This window comes from Methylobacterium sp. Leaf125 (assembly GCF_001423085.1).
Taxonomy (GTDB): Bacteria; Pseudomonadota; Alphaproteobacteria; order Rhizobiales; family Beijerinckiaceae; genus Methylobacterium.
In genome coordinates, this window is record NZ_LMNU01000001.1 from 1,202,883 (window position 1) to 1,219,416 (window position 16,534).

General features: G+C 70.3%; 15 protein-coding genes. 10 read left to right on the forward strand and 5 right to left on the reverse strand.

Annotated elements, in window-relative coordinates; all coding sequences use genetic code 11:
- Positions 1–230: 230 nt before the first annotated feature.
- The 6 genes from ASF58_RS05510 to atpC all read left to right on the forward strand — a co-directional run bounded on the left by ASF58_RS05510 (position 231) and on the right by atpC (position 5,642).
- Complete coding sequence (locus ASF58_RS05510) at positions 231–803, forward strand: F0F1 ATP synthase subunit delta (RefSeq protein WP_055948220.1); 573 nt, start codon at positions 231–233, stop codon at positions 801–803.
- A gap of 69 nt (positions 804–872) precedes the next feature.
- Positions 873–2,402: a F0F1 ATP synthase subunit alpha gene (gene atpA, locus ASF58_RS05515; RefSeq protein ID WP_055948223.1), complete on the forward strand. Its 1,530-nt coding sequence runs from the start codon at positions 873–875 to the stop codon at positions 2,400–2,402.
- Positions 2,403–2,523: 121 nt separating this feature from the next.
- On the forward strand, positions 2,524–3,399 hold the full coding sequence (locus ASF58_RS05520) for a F0F1 ATP synthase subunit gamma (RefSeq protein WP_055948226.1): 876 nt from the start codon (positions 2,524–2,526) through the stop codon (positions 3,397–3,399).
- Between the two features lie 45 nt (positions 3,400–3,444).
- On the forward strand, positions 3,445–4,905 hold the full coding sequence (gene atpD / locus ASF58_RS05525) for a F0F1 ATP synthase subunit beta (protein ID WP_055948229.1): 1,461 nt from the start codon (positions 3,445–3,447) through the stop codon (positions 4,903–4,905).
- Between the two features lie 4 nt (positions 4,906–4,909).
- Positions 4,910–5,158 (forward strand): hypothetical protein, encoded by a 249-nt coding sequence (locus ASF58_RS05530; protein WP_055948230.1) that lies wholly within the window; start codon positions 4,910–4,912, stop codon positions 5,156–5,158.
- A gap of 82 nt (positions 5,159–5,240) precedes the next feature.
- Entirely contained in the window at positions 5,241–5,642 is a 402-nt protein-coding gene (gene atpC / locus ASF58_RS05535; protein ID WP_055948233.1) for an ATP synthase F1 subunit epsilon, read from the forward strand.
- A gap of 120 nt (positions 5,643–5,762) precedes the next feature.
- Here atpC and ASF58_RS05540 read toward each other — a convergent pair whose 3' ends face one another.
- From ASF58_RS05540 to ASF58_RS05555, 4 genes are read right to left on the reverse strand one after another with little or no spacing between them, the layout of a single operon-like run.
- Positions 5,763–7,001 (reverse strand): CCA tRNA nucleotidyltransferase, encoded by a 1,239-nt coding sequence (locus tag ASF58_RS05540; RefSeq protein ID WP_055948237.1) that lies wholly within the window; start codon positions 6,999–7,001, stop codon positions 5,763–5,765.
- Positions 6,998–7,255, reverse strand: coding sequence for a DUF6111 family protein (locus tag ASF58_RS05545; protein WP_055948241.1), 258 nt, complete (start codon positions 7,253–7,255; stop codon positions 6,998–7,000). Before ASF58_RS05545 ends, ASF58_RS05540 begins: the two co-directional genes overlap by 4 nt.
- Before the next feature lie 35 nt (positions 7,256–7,290).
- Positions 7,291–7,932, reverse strand: a complete 642-nt coding sequence (locus ASF58_RS05550) for a CoA pyrophosphatase (RefSeq protein WP_055948244.1) — start codon at positions 7,930–7,932, stop codon at positions 7,291–7,293.
- Positions 7,929–8,507 (reverse strand): DUF1285 domain-containing protein, encoded by a 579-nt coding sequence (locus ASF58_RS05555; protein ID WP_055948247.1) that lies wholly within the window; start codon positions 8,505–8,507, stop codon positions 7,929–7,931. Before ASF58_RS05555 ends, ASF58_RS05550 begins: the two co-directional genes overlap by 4 nt.
- A gap of 239 nt (positions 8,508–8,746) precedes the next feature.
- Here ASF58_RS05555 and ASF58_RS05560 point away from each other — a divergent pair, with 239 nt between their 5' ends.
- The 4 genes from ASF58_RS05560 to ASF58_RS05575 are packed head-to-tail and all read left to right on the forward strand — an operon-like array spanning position 8,747 to position 15,630.
- A complete protein-coding gene (locus tag ASF58_RS05560) occupies positions 8,747–9,751 on the forward strand; it encodes a MoxR family ATPase (RefSeq protein WP_055948250.1) in 1,005 nt (334 codons plus the stop codon).
- A 3-nt stretch (positions 9,752–9,754) separates the two neighbouring features.
- On the forward strand, positions 9,755–10,690 hold the full coding sequence (locus tag ASF58_RS05565; protein WP_055948253.1) for a DUF58 domain-containing protein: 936 nt from the start codon (positions 9,755–9,757) through the stop codon (positions 10,688–10,690).
- 10 nt (positions 10,691–10,700) lie between these two features.
- On the forward strand, positions 10,701–13,520 hold the full coding sequence (locus ASF58_RS05570) for a DUF4159 domain-containing protein (protein WP_055948256.1): 2,820 nt from the start codon (positions 10,701–10,703) through the stop codon (positions 13,518–13,520).
- 28 nt (positions 13,521–13,548) lie between these two features.
- The gene (locus tag ASF58_RS05575; protein WP_055948259.1) at positions 13,549–15,630 is read left to right on the forward strand and encodes a hypothetical protein; all 2,082 of its coding nucleotides are present in this window, start codon (positions 13,549–13,551) and stop codon (positions 15,628–15,630) included.
- A gap of 4 nt (positions 15,631–15,634) precedes the next feature.
- Here ASF58_RS05575 and ASF58_RS05580 read toward each other — a convergent pair whose 3' ends face one another.
- On the reverse strand, positions 15,635–16,525 hold the full coding sequence (locus ASF58_RS05580) for an alpha/beta hydrolase (protein WP_055948262.1): 891 nt from the start codon (positions 16,523–16,525) through the stop codon (positions 15,635–15,637).
- Positions 16,526–16,534 lie beyond the last annotated feature (9 nt).

A 16,534-nucleotide genomic window follows, 5' to 3' on the forward strand; every position in this document is an offset into this window, starting at 1 on the left:
GTCCGCATCGGAACAGGGTTCGGCATCTCGCGTTGCACAACGCTCCGGCACAAGTGCCCTCGTCTTGCGCCCCCCGGACACGCATGCTAGGCCCTCGCCGCGCCGGAAGGGCGGGCTTTTCATGGCTCGCGCAGACCGGCACGTTCCCAATCCTGACGGTTTCAGAGCCCGCGCCGAACACGGCGCGACGCGGCCGGAGCCCTCAGGCAGGATTGAAGAGAGAGCGGCGCGTGGCGCAGAACGGTTCCGAGGCGGGTTCCCCGGTTGCAGGCGTAGCGGCACGCTACGCGTCGGCCTTGTTCGAGCTGGCGCGCGACGAGCGCGACATCGATGGCGTGGCGGCGAGCCTCGACCAGTTCGGTGCGATGCTCAACGAGAGTGCCGACCTGCGCCGCTTCGTGCGCAGCCCGGTCTTCACGGGTGCCGAACAGGAAGCCGCCATCGTCGCGCTTCTGGAAAAGTCCGGCATTGGTGGCATCGGCGGCAACTTCATCCGTCTCGCAGCCGCCAACCGTCGTCTGTTCGCACTCCCCGACATGATCCGTGCCTTCCGCACCCTGGTGCGCGAATCGAAGGGCATCGTCCGCGCCGAGGTGACCGTCGCCGAGCGTCCGTCCGACGCCGTCGTCGAGGAGATCAAGGCCTCCCTGCGCGACGTGGCGCGCTCCGAGATCGACCTCGATCTCAAGATCGATCCCAGCCTGATCGGCGGCCTCGTGGTCAAGATCGGCAGCCGCATGGTGGACGCATCCCTGCGCACCAAGCTCAACGGAATTCGCCTCGCGATGCGGGAAGCCCGGTAAGGGCCTTCGAGGCCCGACCGCTTCCCGTTCCCAACCCCATTCATTCAATCCAAGACAAGAGGCCCGACGATGGACATCCGCGCCGCCGAGATCTCCGCGATCCTGAAGGATCAGATCAAGAATTTCGGCCAGGAAGCCGAAGTCACCGAGGTTGGTCAGGTTCTGTCCGTCGGTGACGGCATCGCCCGCGCCTACGGCCTCGACAGCGTCCAGGCCGGCGAGATGGTCGAGTTCGAGTCGGGCGTGCGCGGCATGGCCCTGAACCTCGAGCAGGACAACGTCGGCATCGTGATCTTCGGATCCGACCGCGACATCAAGGAAGGCCAGACCGTCAAGCGCACCGGCGCGATCGTGGACGTGCCGGTCGGCAAGGCGCTGCTCGGCCGCGTCGTCGACGCGCTCGGCAACCCGATCGACGGCAAGGGTCCCATCGCCACCACCGAGCGTCGCCGCGTCGACGTGAAGGCCCCCGGCATCATCCCGCGCAAGTCCGTGCACGAGCCGATGGCCACCGGCCTCAAGGCCATCGACGCCCTGATCCCCGTCGGCCGCGGACAGCGCGAGTTGATCATCGGCGATCGCCAGACCGGCAAGACCGCCATCGCCCTGGACACGATCCTGAACCAGAAGCCGGCCCATGCCGGCACCGACGAGAACGCCAAGCTCTACTGCGTCTACGTCGCCATCGGCCAGAAGCGCTCCACCGTCGCGCAGTTCGTGAAGTCGCTCGAGGACAACGGTGCGCTCGAGTACTCGATCGTCATCGCCGCCACCGCCTCGGACGCCGCGCCGATGCAGTTCATCGCGCCCTTCGCCGGCTGCGCCATGGGCGAGTACTTCCGCGACAACGGCATGCACGCCGTGATCGTGTACGACGATCTCTCCAAGCAGGCCGTCGCCTACCGCCAGATGTCGCTGCTGCTGCGCCGCCCGCCGGGCCGCGAGGCCTACCCGGGGGACGTGTTCTACCTGCACTCGCGCCTGCTCGAGCGCGCCGCCAAGATGGGTGACGCCGCCGGCAACGGCTCGCTGACCGCGCTCCCGGTCATCGAGACCCAGGCCAACGACGTCTCGGCCTACATCCCCACCAACGTGATCTCGATCACGGACGGTCAGATCTTCCTTGAGACCGACCTGTTCTACCAGGGCATCCGCCCGGCGGTGAACGTCGGCCTCTCGGTCTCCCGCGTCGGCTCCTCGGCCCAGACGAAGGCGATGAAGAAGGTCGCCGGCAAGATCAAGGGCGAGCTCGCGCAGTACCGCGAGATGGCGGCCTTCGCGCAGTTCGGCTCGGATCTCGACGCCTCGACCCAGAAGCTCCTGAACCGCGGTTCGCGCCTGACCGAGCTCCTGAAGCAGCCGCAGTTCTCGCCGCTGAAGATGGAAGAGCAGGTGGCGGTGATCTACGCCGGCGTGAACGGCTACCTCGACAGCCTCCCGCTGAACAAGGTTCGTCCCTTCGAGGACGCCCTGCTCTCGGCCCTGCGCACCAAGCATGCCGACCTGCTCACCAAGATCCGCGACTCGAAGGACCTGTCGGACGACAGCGCCAAGACGCTGAAGGGCGTCGTCGAGAGCGTCGCCAAGTCGCTCGCCTAAGACGCGGCATCGACAACGAAACCGGTCGCCCGCGGGCGACCGGATCTTGAGCGAGCGCAGGCGCCCGGGTCGTCCGGGCGCCTCGCCTTGAGCGGCAGCGGATGGATCTGGAAGTCACCCCATGGCGAGTTTGAAGGATCTGCGGAACCGCATCACCTCGGTGAAGGGCACGCAGAAGATCACCAAGGCGATGCAGATGGTCGCCGCCGCCAAGCTGCGGCGCGCCCAGATGGCCGCCGAGAGCGCGCGTCCCTACGCCGAGAAGATGTCCCAGGTGCTCGGGAATCTCGCGGCGAACCTCGTCGGCGGCGTGCAGGGCCCCCGGCTCCTCTCCGGTACCGGCTCGGAGAAGACCCACCTGCTCATCGTCTGCACCGCGGATCGTGGCCTCTGCGGCGGCTTCAACTCCTCGATCGCCCGCCTCGCCCGTGACCATGCCCGCCGGCTGATCGCCGAGGGCAAGACGGTGAAGATGATCACCGTCGGCAAGAAAGGCTACGACCTTCTCCGTCGTCAGTTCCGCGACGAGATCATCGAGAACCGCGACCTGCGCGGCAACAAGGCGGTCGACTACGAGTTCGCCGCCGAGATCGCCGACAGCATCATCGCCCGCTTCGATGCCGGAGAGTTCGATGTCGCGACCTTGTTCTACTCGCGCTTCCGCTCCGTGATCTCACAGATCCCGACGGCACAGAAGCTCATCCCGGCCGAGCTGCCGGCAACCGGCGCCACCGCCCCCGACGCGGCCCTCCAGTTCGAGCCGAGCGAGGAGGCGATCCTCGACACGCTGCTGCCGCGCAACCTCACCGTCCAGGTGTTCCGTGCGCTCCTGGAGAATGCAGCCTCCGAGCAGGGCGCCCGCACCGGCGCCATGGACTCCGCCACGCGCAACGCCGGCGAAATGATCAAGAAGCAGACGCAGATCTACAACCGGACGCGTCAAGCCATGATCACCAAGGAACTCATCGAGATCATCTCGGGCGCCGAAGCGCTCTAAGCGCAGACGACGCCCTGACCGCAACGCATCCAAAGGACCCGTAACATGGCGAACACCGCGATCCCCGGCGCCGGCTCGAGCAAGGTCGGCAAGATCACCCAGGTCATCGGCCCCGTGGTCGACGTTCACTTCGACGGCCACCTGCCCGAGATCCTGAACGCCCTGGAGACCAAGAACAACGGCAGCCGCCTGGTGCTCGAAGTCGCCATGCAGCTCGGCGAGAGCACCGTGCGCTGCATCGCCATGGACACCTCGGAAGGCCTGGTCCGCGGCCAGGAGGTCACCGACACCGGCGAGGCCATCAAGGTCCCGGTCGGTTTCAACACCCTCGGCCGCATCATGAACGTCATCGGCGAGCCGATCGACGAGGCCGGCCCGATCCAGTCGGACACCCTGCGCGCCATCCACCAGCCGGCGCCTGCCTATTCCGAGCAGTCGACCGAGTCTCAGATCCTCGTCACGGGCATCAAGGTGGTCGACCTCCTCGCCCCCTACGCCAAGGGCGGCAAGATCGGCCTGTTCGGCGGCGCCGGCGTCGGCAAGACCGTGCTGATCATGGAGCTCATCAACAACATCGCCAAGGTGCACTCCGGCTACTCGGTGTTCGCCGGCGTCGGTGAGCGCACCCGCGAGGGCAACGATCTGTACCACGAGATGATCGAGTCCAAGGTGAACATGGATCCCAAGGAGCACAACGGCTCGGCGGAAGGCTCCAAGTGCGCGCTGGTCTACGGCCAGATGAACGAGTCCCCCGGCGCCCGCTCGCGCGTCGCGCTCACCGGCCTGACCATCGCCGAGGACTTCCGCGACCAGGGCCAGGACGTGCTGTTCTTCGTGGACAACATCTTCCGCTTCACCCAGGCCGGCTCGGAAGTGTCGGCGCTTCTCGGCCGCATCCCGTCGGCGGTGGGCTACCAGCCGACCCTGGCCACGGACATGGGCGCCCTTCAGGAGCGCATCACCACCACAACGAAGGGTTCGATCACCTCGGTGCAGGCCATCTACGTGCCGGCCGACGATCTGACCGATCCGGCGCCCGCCGCCTCGTTCGCCCACCTCGACGCCACGACCGTGCTGTCGCGCTCGATCGCCGAGAAGGGCATCTACCCGGCCGTGGATCCGCTGGACTCCACCTCGCGCATGCTCAACCCCGCCGTCCTCGGCGAGGAGCACTACGAGGTCGCCCGTAAGGTCCAGCAGACCCTGCAGCGCTACAAGGCCCTGCAGGACATCATCGCGATCCTGGGCATGGACGAGCTCTCGGAAGAGGACAAGCTCACCGTCGCCCGCGCCCGCAAGATCGAGCGCTTCTTCTCGCAGCCCTTCTCGGTGGCTGAGATCTTCACCGGCTCGCCGGGCATCCAGGTTCCGCTGGCCGACACGATCAAGGGCTTCAAGGGCCTCGTGAACGGCGAGTACGACGACCTGCCGGAGGCGGCGTTCTACATGGTCGGTACGATCGAGGACGCCAAGGAAAAGGCGAAGAAGATCGCCGCGGCGGCCTGAGGTCTTGAACGCGAAAGTCGTTCTCCTCCTCGTCGGTCTCGTGGTCGGCGGTCTCACCGGGTATCTCACCCGGCCCGAGGCCGCCGAGATCAAGATCGGGTCGTTCAGCCTGGAGGTTCAGGGGGATTCGCCGGCGGGAACCCGTGGCGGCTCCCTGACCACGGGTCAGCTGCAGCACATCGGCATCTTCGCCGTCATCGGCGCGGTGCTGGGCCTCGGGATCGGCTTCGTCGCCGATCGCCGCAGGGCCTGACGACGAACTCGACGGCGCGCGCCTTCGCGGCACGGCGCGCCGTCACTCCGCACAGACAACCCGAGCCGGGATCCTCGACCTCATGGCCACCTTCCAGTTCGATTTCGTCGGTCCCGAGCGGACGGTGTATTCCGGCCAGATCGAAGCCGTGCAGCTGCCCGGCATCGAGGGCGAGATGACCGTGCTCCCCGGCCACGCCCCCGTGCTCACCGCCCTCAAGGTCGGCGTCATCGTGATCAACGAGGCCGGCCATACCGGCAAGCGCGTCCTGGTCCGCGGCGGCTTTGCCGATATCGGCCCGACCTCCGTCACCGTCATCGCCGAGCGCGCGAACCCCTTCGAGGAAATCTCCCCGGAGTCCCTGGATCGCGACATCGAGGCGGTCGAGCTTCTGCGCGACGCCACCGAGGACTTCGCCAAGAAGGACGAGCTCACCGGCCAGATCGTCCAGCTCCGCGACGCGAAGGTCGCACTCAACTTCTAAGGCCTTCCGGTTCGTCAGGCTCATCTTGAGCCAGACGGACCTCTAAGTCCTTTCTTGACGTTTGTCTTTCCGGGATAACCGGCTCCCACTTATCCCTGACAAACTCTCGGTTTCGAGACCTCACCCGGCCGCGTGCTCGAGCAAAGCCTCGCGCGCGGCCGCATCGTCCGGGCAGCCCAGATCCAGCCAACGGGCCCGGGCGAGAGCGAGCCGCCGACCGATCTCAGGACCCGGCGGAACCCCCCGCGCCACGAGATCGGCGCCCCCGAGGGGAAATTTCGGCGCGGCGATGCGGCCACCGGCCAGCTCGGCCAGATAGTCTTCCGCCTCAGGCGAAAGGGCCGGCATCTTTTCGCCCTGGGTGGTCGTCCGCGCGAGGGCGAAGCCAAGGCGATCGTGAGCGGCGGCCAGTCTCCGGATCTCCGTAGCGTCGATGATGGCCCGTCCATGCAGAGCGCCGAGGGCCCGGCCATAGGCCGCGAGGGCGGCGGTTTCCGTCTTCGAGAGCCGTAATCTGATCTCCAACCGCGCGACATCGGCATCGGACCAGATCGCCAGCGCTGCCAGCCGGTCGATCGCGGACGCCTCCAAGCCCTTCGCGAGGGCCCGGGCGAAGCGCCCGCGATCCCCGAATCCGCCGATCAGCCGCATCAGCAGCCCGGTCTCGCTCAAGATCGCGACGGCCGCCGCGGCGCCCGGCGCCAGCAGCAGCTTGAGGAGTTCCGCCCGGATGCGCTCGCGCGAGAGTCCGTCCAGGGCATCGCGGGCGGCGATGCAGGCCGACAATCCCTCCGGGTCGGGGAGGCCGACCCCGTAGCGGGCATGAAACCGGAAGAACCGCAGGATGCGCAGGGCATCCTCGCGAATGCGGGTCCGGGCCTCTCCGATGAAGCGGACGCGTCCCGCCCGCAGGTCGTCGACCCCGCCCGTCGTGTCGTGGAGGCTGCCGTCGGGCGTGAGCGAGAGCGCGTTGATGGTGAAATCCCGGCGCTGCGCGTCGCGGGCGAAATCACGCCCGAACCGCACCACGGCATGGCGCCCGTCGGTTTCGACATCCTCCCGCAGGGTCGTGACCTCGAAGGTGGCTTCGCCGGCGAGCAGCGTGATCGTGCCGTGCTCGATCCCGGTCGGGATGGCCCGCAGACCGGCGTCCGCGGCGCGGACGATCACGGCCTGCGGCAGCAGCGTGGTGGTCAGGTCGATGTCGTCGCCGGAGCGCCCGAGCAGAGCGTCGCGGACGCAGCCGCCGACGAGGCGGGTCGCTTCGCCCTCCGCGGACAGGGCGGCGAGCACGCGACGAACCCCCGGTCGGTCGAGGAGATGGCCGAGGCCCGCCTCGTCGAGGACGTGTCCGCTCACTGGAACCGTCCGGGCACGACCTGGCCGTTCTCCAGGTGGGGCGGCACGTAGCCGCCGCGATGGCGCTCGCTGAAGAGACCCGTCGCCACCAGGGAGAGGATGACGAGCACCACGCCCGCCAGGGTCAGGCGGAAGGCCTGCCCGTCCCAGTGCACGCCGTGGTCTGGCCGGCGTCCGCGGATCGCCAGGTAGAGCGCGTAGAGCAGGAACGGCGAGAGGAAGATCAGGAGTTCTTCGAGGACGCGGCGGATCATTGAGTGTCTCGAATGGCGAAGGGGCGGACGCTGCCTCAGGGGAAGAGGCGTTCCTGCAGGTTGTTGACGATCCCGGCGGTGACGCCCCAGATCCGGAACTCGCCGTAGGTGATGTCGTAGTAGCGCCGCTGACGACCGCGCCAGACCGCGCTCTCGATGCGACGCTGGGCCGGGTCGAGGAGGTGACTCAGCGGAACCTCGAAGGTTGCGGCGACCTCGTCGGGGTTCAGGGACAGCTCCGCCTCCGGGTCGACGAGGCCGAGCACGGGCAGAACCAGGAAGCCCGTGGCGGAGAGATAGGGATCGAGGTAGCCGAGCACACGGATCGCTTCGGCAGGAAGCCCGACTTCCTCGCGCGCCTCCCGCAGGGCGGCGTCGGCCGGGCTCGGATCCTCGGCGTCGATCTTGCCCCCCGGAAACGCGATCTGCCCGGAATGGTCGCGCAGATGCGCGGCCCGGACGGTGAACAGCAGGTGAGGACCGTCGGCCCGGGGCAGCACGGGCACGAGCACCGCCGCGCGCCGGTGCGGACGCTCCGGCACCACTGCCGTATCCGCGCCGTCGAGGTCGTGGTCACCCCGCGGATTCGCCGTCGGAGCGCCATCGCCCGGCGGCTCCACGGACAGATACTCGGCGGCCCGGGCGACGAGGTCCGCCAGCGCAGCGTCCTGCCTCATGCGCTCTCGGCGGGCGCGATGCGGTGAAAGGCGCCGCCGGCCGTGACGCCGAGCCAGCCGTCCTGCTCCTCTGCCAGGGCGAGGAGATCGTAGGTCAGCGCCCGGGTCAGCAGCGCCCAGAGATCGCGGCGGACGTGGACGTAGGGGCGCAGGCCGCCGCCGGCATCCTGTTCGAAGCGCAGGGCATGGTCGGCATCCACCGGCACGAGGTCGTCGACATTGGTGCGGAAGGCGAGGCGCCGCAACGGACCGTCGCCCTCGGCCGCCATCTCCACGGCGACGAAGGGGGCATCCTCGACCGTGATGCCGACGCTCTCCACGGGCGTGACCAGCACGTAGCCGCCATCGGGCTCACGCCGGAGGATCGAGGCGAAGAGCTTGACCAGCGCCGGGCGGCGGATCGGCGCGCCGTCGTGGTGCCAGGTCCCATCCGCGGCGATCCGCATGTCGATCGCTCCGCAGAAGGGCGGATTCCAGCGCTCCACCGGCGGCGGGCCGCGGCGCGCCGCATCGCCGAGGGCGGCGCTGAGGCGGTCGATCGTCGGATCGGCGGCGGGCGGGGCTGGGTCAGTCATGCGATCACAAGATAGCGCATCCGGCTGACGGGGGAACGGCGGCGCGACGTTCTCACCAGATGGCTCGGCATCCGCCCTCGCAGGCCTGAACCCTGCGTCGTCGCGCCGACCTTGCCAGCGTGCCGCAAAGGGCGCCACACTCCCGAACAGACGGCCGACGCTCGGCCCGCCCTTTGATGGCGCATTCCCACCGCGTGTGGCCCTTGCCGGCCGACGCGGAGAAGCCAGGACCGATACGCATGATTCAGGGCTCCCAGCCGGCCACCACCCTCGATGACGGCATCGTCGCCACGGCGGAAGCCTGTCTCGGTTCGGTCGGACAGGCCCGCGAGGCGATCCACAAGGTCATCTTCGGCCAGGAGCAGGTCGTCGACCTCGCCCTGGTGACGATCCTGGCCGGCGGCCACGGTTTGCTGGTCGGCCTTCCCGGCCTTGCCAAGACCAAGCTGGTCGAGACCCTCGGTACCGTTCTCGGCCTCGATGCCCGCCGCGTACAGTTCACACCGGACCTGATGCCGTCCGACATCCTGGGCACCGAGATCCTGGACGAGGACGCGGATCGCCATCGCTCCTTCCGCTTCGTCAAGGGCCCGGTCTTCACCCAGCTGCTCATGGCGGACGAGATCAACCGCGCCAGCCCGCGCACCCAGTCTGCCCTGCTGCAGGCCATGCAGGAGAACTTCGTGTCGGTGGCGGGCGAGCGCCATGACCTGCCGCGCCCCTTCCACGTGCTGGCGACTCAGAACCCGATCGAGCAGGAGGGTACCTATCCGCTGCCCGAGGCCCAGCTCGATCGCTTCCTCCTGGAGATCGACGTTGGCTATCCCGACCGCGCTGCCGAGCGCCGCATCCTGATCGAGACCACGGGCGTCGACGAGCACAAGCCGGTGGCGGTGATGTCGACCGAGGCCTTGCTCACGGCCCAGCGCCTCGTGCGCCGGCTGCCCGTCGGGGACGCGGTGGTCGATGCCATCCTCGACCTCGTGCGCGCCGCGCGCCCTGAAGGCGGCGATCCCGCGCTCAAGGGCAAGCTCCTCTGGGGGCCCGGCCCCCGCGCCAGCCAGGCGCTGACCCTGGCGGTGCGCGCTCGCGCCCTGATCGAGGGCCGTGTGGCGCCCTCCATCGCCGACGTGAAGGCGTTGGCCGAGCCCGTGCTCAAGCACCGCATGGCGCTGAGCTTCGCGGCGCGCGCCGACGGCGAGACCATCTCGGGCCTCGTCGCCCAGCTCGCCGGCAAGCTCTAGGGCATGGCGATTCCCCGGCCCGGCGGCGGCGCCACCCAGGTCCTCGACCGGAGCGCACGCAATCCCGGACGCCGCGAGACGGAGAGCGCGCTCGCCCTGGCCGAGCGCATGCCGCGCCTGATCCTCGAATCCCGCCGGGTGTCCTCGACCCTGGCCCACGGCATCCACGGACGCCGCCGGGCCGGGCCGGGTGAGAGCTTCTGGCAGTTCCGGCCCTTCGTCGCCGGCGAGGCCGCCGCGCGCATCGATTGGCGCCGCTCGGCCCGGGACGACCGGCTCTACGTGCGCGAGCGCGAGTGGGAAGCCACTCACAACATCTGGTTCTGGATCGACCGCTCGGCCTCGATGGGCTTCGCCTCGCACCTGGCGCAGGCGCCCAAGGTGGAACGCGCGCTGGTGCTCGGCTTCGCCCTGGCCGACGCTCTGGTCGAGGGTGGCGAGCGCACCGGCCTGCTCGGCCTCACCCGGGCCACCGCCTCCCGTCGCATCGTCGAGACCATGGCGCAGGCCCTCGTCGCCGATGGCAGGGGACAGGACGACGACGCTCCGCCGCCGGCCACGCCGGGTCGGTTCGACGAGGCCGTGCTGATCAGCGACTTCCTGTCGCCGCCCGATGCCGTGAAGGCGTCGGTGGACCGGCTCGCCGGCCGGGGGACCCGTGGCCACCTCGTGATGATCGTCGACCCGGTGGAAGAAACCTTCCCGTTCACGGGGCAAGCGGTCCTGCACGACCTGGAATCGAAGCTCAGCCTCAATGTCGGCGATGCGGGTGCCTGGGGCGAGGCCTACCGGATCCGGATCGCCGCCCATCGCGATCGCCTCGCGGAGATCGCCCGGTCCCAGGGCTGGACCTTGACGATCCATCGCACCGACCGTCCGGCGAGCGAGGCGGCCCTGCGCCTCCTGACCCTCGCCGCCGCGGCGCGCGGGACCGGCTGAGGATCGCCGCATGCTCGGATTGCCCCTCACCTTCGCCGCGCCCCTGGCGCTCGCCGCGCTCGTGGCCTTGCCAGCTCTCTGGCTCCTGCTGCGGGTGACCCCGCCGCGGCCGCGACGCATCGATTTTCCCCCTCTGCGAATCATGGCCGATCTGCTGGGCAAGCGCGAGACGCCGGCCCGGACGCCGCCCTGGCTGCTGATCCTGCGCCTCCTCGCCGCCGCCTGCCTGATCCTGGCGGTGTCCGGCCCGGTCTGGAATCCGTCCGGTACGGGTGCCGCCACGGGGCGCACGCCGCTCCTCGTCGTCCTCGACAACGGGTTCACCGCCGCCCACGATTGGCGCGACCGCCTGCGAGTGGCCACCGACACGATCGAGAGCGCGGCCCGCGACGGCCGGCCTGTGGCGGTGACGGCCCTGGCCGAGCCGGCCGCAGCCCTGGAGGCCAAGGTCCCGGCCGCCGCCCTCGAGCGCCTGCGCGCCATCGCGCCGCGTCCGCATCTCGCCGACCGTGCTGCGCACCTCGCATCGCTCACCGCCTTCCTCGAGCGTAGCCCCGGCACGGCGATCCTCTGGATCAGCGACGGGGTCGCGGGCCCGGGCGAAGAGACGTTCGGCAAGAGCCTCGCCGACCTCGTCGGCCGGACCGGCGCTTCGCTGACGATCCTGAAGGCGGACCAGCCGCCGGCGCTCGCGCTCTCGGCCGCCGAAGCCAGCGGCCAGCTCACCGCCCATGTCCTACGGGCGGCACCGAACGGCCGCGACACCGGCCTCGTGCGTGCCGTCGACCAGAAGGGCCTGCCCCTGGCCGAGCATGCCTTCACCTTTGGATCGGAGGCCACCGAGGCCGAGGTCGGTTTCGACCTGCCGGTGGAGCTGCGCAACAGCATCAGCCGGATCGAGGTGGCGGCGGAGCGCTCTGCCGGCGCCGTCACCCTGGTGGACGAGCGCGGCAAGCGCCGCCGCGTCGGCCTCGTCTTCGGCGGGACCAGCGATCAGGCCCAGCCGCTGCTGGCGCCAACTTACTACCTGTCGCGCGCGCTCAGCCCCTATGCCGACGTGCAGGAGCCCCGGGGCGCCAAGGGCATCGCGGAATCCATCGGACAGCTTCTCGACAACCAGGTCTCGGTCCTCGTCCTCGCCGATGTGGGCGCCCTCGACGGTCCGACCCTCGCCCGCGTCGAGCAGTTCGTCGACGAGGGCGGCCTCCTGCTGCGCTTTGCCGGGCCGCGCCTCGCCGCCGGCAACGATCCCCTGGTGCCGGTGCGCCTGCGCCGTGGCGGCCGCACCCTCGGCGGCACGCTCTCCTGGGACAGTCCCAAGACCCTGGCGGCCTTCGCCCCCGAGAGCCCCTTCGCCGGCCTGACCCCGCCGGCCGATATCGGCGTGCGCCGGCAGATCCTGGCCGAGCCCGACGGCGACCTGCCGGGCCGGACCTGGGCGTCCCTCCAGGACGGCACGCCCATCGTCACGGCCCAGAAGCGCGGCCAGGGCCTCGTCGTGCTGTTCCACGTCACCGCCGACACGACCTGGTCGAATTTGCCCCTGTCGGGCCTGTTCATCGACATGCTGCGCCGGGTGGTGAATCTCGCGGGCGCCAAGGCGCTGCCGGCGGGCGATGCCGCCGCACGGGCCACGGCCGTGCTGGCGCCGCGCCTCACCCTCGACGGGTTCGGGACCCTCGGGGCGCCGCCGGCCGGGGCCACCGCGGTCTCCGCCGACGAGACCGGCCGGGCGACCCTGGAGCACCCGCCGGGTTTCTACGGCCCGGCCGACGGCGGCATCGCCGTCAACGCCCTCGTGCCGGCGGACCGGTTGAAGCCCCTCGATTTCGGAGCCCTTTCCGGCGCCCGCCTCGGCTCGCTCGCCGGTGCCGAGACCCTCGACCTGCGCGCCACCCTCTTCACCCTGGCCCTGATGCTCCTCATCCTCGACACCCTCGCGGGCCTCTGGCTCGGCGGCTTCCTGCGGCGCGGACGGGGCTTCGTCTCGCGCCCGGCGGCGCTCCTCTTCGCCGGCCTGGCGCTCGGCGCGCTGGTCGGTACGCCCGGTCCGGTTCAGGCCCAGCCGGCTCCGCCGGTGCGTGCGGGCGCCTTCGACTCGGCCCTCGCCACCCGGCTCGCCTACGTCGTCACCGGCGACGAGGCGGCGGACACGGCGAGCCGGGCCGGTCTCTCCGGCCTGACCCAGATGCTGGCGAGCCGCACCGCCCTGGAGCCCGGCGACCCGATCGGGATCGACCCCGCCAAGGACGAACTCGCCTTCTACCCGCTGATCTACTGGCCCATCGTCGCCGGGCGGCCACAGCCGAGCGAGACCGCGATCCGGCGCATCGACGCCTTCATGCGCAACGGCGGCACCGTGATCTTCGACACCCGTGACGCGCTCACCGCGCGGCCGGGCGGCCCGCCGACGCCGGAGGGGGCGTATCTCCGCAAGATGCTGGCGACCCTGGAAGTGCCCGAACTCGAGCCGGTGCCGCCCGACCACGTGCTGACCAAGGCCTTCTACCTCGTCGACAACTTTCCGGGCCGCTACGCCACCGGCCAGACCTGGGTCGAGACCCTGCCGCCGGCCGGGGAGGGCTCCGAGCGCCGTCCCGCGCGGGCCGGCGACGGCGTCTCGCCCATCGTCATCACGAGCAACGATCTCGCTGCCGCCTGGGCGGTGGGCAAGCGCGGCGAGCCGCTCTACCCGATCGTCGGCGGCGACCAGCGCCAGCGCGAGATGGCCTTCCGCGGCGGCATCAACTTCGTGATCTACACCCTGACCGGCAACTACAAGGCCGACCAGGTCCACGTCCCGGCACTGCTGGAGCGGCTGGGCCAGTGACGCACCCCGCACCGGAGGCCCCGCGCCCATGCTGAGCCTCAGCTTCACCCCCCTGGTACCCTGGCCGGTGCTGATCGGCTTCGGCGTGCTCGTCGTGATCTTCGCCGTGCTGGCCTTCCTGGCGCGCGGACGCACCGCGATCCTGCGGGCGCTCGCCCTGGCCCTGGTGCTCCTGGCGATCGCTAACCCGTCCCTGGTGCGCGAGGACCGCGAGCCGGTGAAGGACATCGCCGCCATCGTGGTCGACCGTTCGGGCTCGCAGGCCCTCGGCGACCGGCCGGCCATGACCGATGCGGTCCGCGCCGAGTTGCAGCGCCGCTTCGGGGCACTGACCAACATCGAGCCGCGCTTCATCGACGTGCCCGATGCCAAGGAGGGCGACGAGGGCACCCGGCTGTTCACCGCCCTGTCGCAGGCGCTGGCCGACGTGCCGGCCGAGCGCCTCGCGGGCGTCGTCATGCTCACCGACGGCGTGGTCCACGACATTCCGGCCTCGGTGGCGGCCCTGGGCCTCAAGGGACCGCTCCACGTCCTCGTCACCGGCCATCCGGACGAGCGCGACCGCCAGATCAAGCTGATCGAGGCACCGCGTTTCGGCATCGTCGGGCGCGACCTGACCATCCGGGCCGAGGTGATGGAGCGCGGTGGCACCGGCAGCGCCACCGTCACCGTGCGCCGCGACGGCGAGGACGTCGGACGTCGGACCTTCCCCACCGGCCAGCCTTTCTCCCTGACCATGCGGATCGAGCATGGCGGGCCGAACGTGGTCGAGATCGAGGTGGAGCCGCTTCCGGGCGAGCTCACCACGATCAACAACCGCGCGGTCCTGCCCATCGAGGGCATCCGCGAGAAGCTGCGGGTGCTCCTCGTCTCGGGCGAGCCCCACCAAGGCGAGCGCACCTGGCGCAACCTCCTGAAGTCCGATGCCAACGTCGACCTCGTGCACTTCACCATCTTGCGGCCGCCCGAGAAGCAGGACGGCACACCGATCTCCGAACTCTCCCTGATCGCCTTCCCGACGCGCGAACTGTTCGTCCAGAAGATCAAGGACTTCGACCTGATCATCTTCGACCGCTACGCCAACCAGAGCGTGCTGCCCTCGGCCTATTTCGACAACATCGTCCGCTACGTCCGCGAGGGCGGTGCCCTGCTGATCGCGGCCGGCCCCGAATTCGCCTCGCCCTCCAGCCTCTCGCGGACGCGCCTGTCCGCGATTCTGCCGGGCGAGCCCAACGGGCGGGTGGTCGAGCAACCCTACAAGGCGAGCCTTACGGGCGTCGGCAACCGCCATCCCGTCACCCGGGCATTGCCCGGCTCCGAGGCCTCGCCCCCCGCCTGGGGCGACTGGCTGCGCATCGTCTCCGCCCAGGTGAAACCCGGCATCCAGCCGATCCTGCAGGGCCCGGACGCCCTGCCGCTCCTGGCCCTGTCGCGCGAGGAGAAGGGGCGGGTGGCCCTGCTCCTGTCCGACCATGCCTGGCTCTGGGCTCGGGGCTATCAGGAGGGCGGGCCCTATCTCGACCTGCTGCGCCGACTGGGTCACTGGCTGATGAAGGAGCCGGCCCTGGAGGAAGAGGCTCTGCGGGCCCAGACCACCGGCCACGGCCGGGAGGTCCGCGTCGAGCGCCAGACCATGGCCGACACGGTGGAGCCCGTCACCGTGACGGGCCCGACCGGCAACCAGCGCACCCTGACCCTGACGCCCGGCGAACCGGGCCTGTTCGCGACGACCTTCGAGGCTGCCGAACTGGGCCTGCACACCCTGCGTTCGGGCAATCTCGTCGCCTTCGTCAGCGTCGGTCCGCCGAATCCGCGCGAGCTCGCCGACGTCTTCAGCGACACCGAGCGCCTCAAGGCTCTGGCCGAGGGCACAGGCGGCTCGATCCGCCGCGTGGCGGAGACCGGCGGCATCGTGGTGCCGCGCCTGCAGTCGGTTCGCAGCGGCCGCCTCAGTGGTGCCGACTGGATCGGCTTCCGCCCGAGCGACAGCGCCAACATCCGCGGCGTCGAGGTCTATCCCCTGGCCCTCGGGCTGTGGGCATTGGCCGCCTTGGCGGCCGCCGTGCTGGCGATGTGGCTCGTGGAGGGTCGGCGCGGCCGGGCGGCCTGAGCGCTTAATCCGGCAGCCGCTCGAAGAACCGGGCGATCGCGGCGGCTGCCCGGTCGGGGTCCTCCCGGTGCGGGAAGTGGCCGAGGCCCGGGAAGGGCGCGAAGTCGAGGTCCGCGAAGGTCTCGCCGAGGCGGTCGGTCCAGGCGAGGGGGAACAGCGGGTCGGAATCGCCCCAGCGGATGCCGGTCGGGACGGCGATCGGCGGCAGGGACGGAGCCTCGCCGCGGATCATGGCCAGGCGCCCGGCCTGCGCGCTGACGTACCAGTTGAAGCCGCCCTGCAGATTGCCGGGCGCCAGGAAATTGTCGACGAAGGACTCCAGCACGTCGTCGAAGGCGGCCGGGTTGCCGCCGGCCCAGTGGCGCAGGAAGTGTCCGATATAGAGCCGGCAGCCCTCGCGCGAGGCCCCGACCTGTGCGGCCGCGAAAGGCTTCACATGGTAGGACTGGTACCAGATTTCGGCGAGCATCTCGGGGACGGCGAGGCGCGGCCCGATCCCCGGATAGGGGCAGTCGAAGGTGAACAGCCCGGTCAGGCGCTCCGGCACCGTCCGACCCAGGACCTGCACGACGGAGGCTCCGACGTCGTGGCCGACGATGCCGGCCCGGGCGATGCCGAGGGCATCGAGCAGCGCGACGATGTCGGCGGCATGCACGTCGGCGCCGGCCTTGTCGGAGGGTTGGAGATCGGGCTTCTCGCTGTCACCGAAGCCGCGCAGATCCGGGGCGATCAGCTCGAAGCGGTCGGCGAGGCGCCGCATCACCGGTTCCCAGGTCAGCCAGAATTCCGGCCAGCCGTGCAGCAGGACCAGCGGGCGGCCGCGCCCGAGCCGCGCCACGTGGAGCGCGATGCCGTTCGCCGTGATCGTGTCGTGCCGAATCGCCGAAGTGTCCATCGGAGTGCC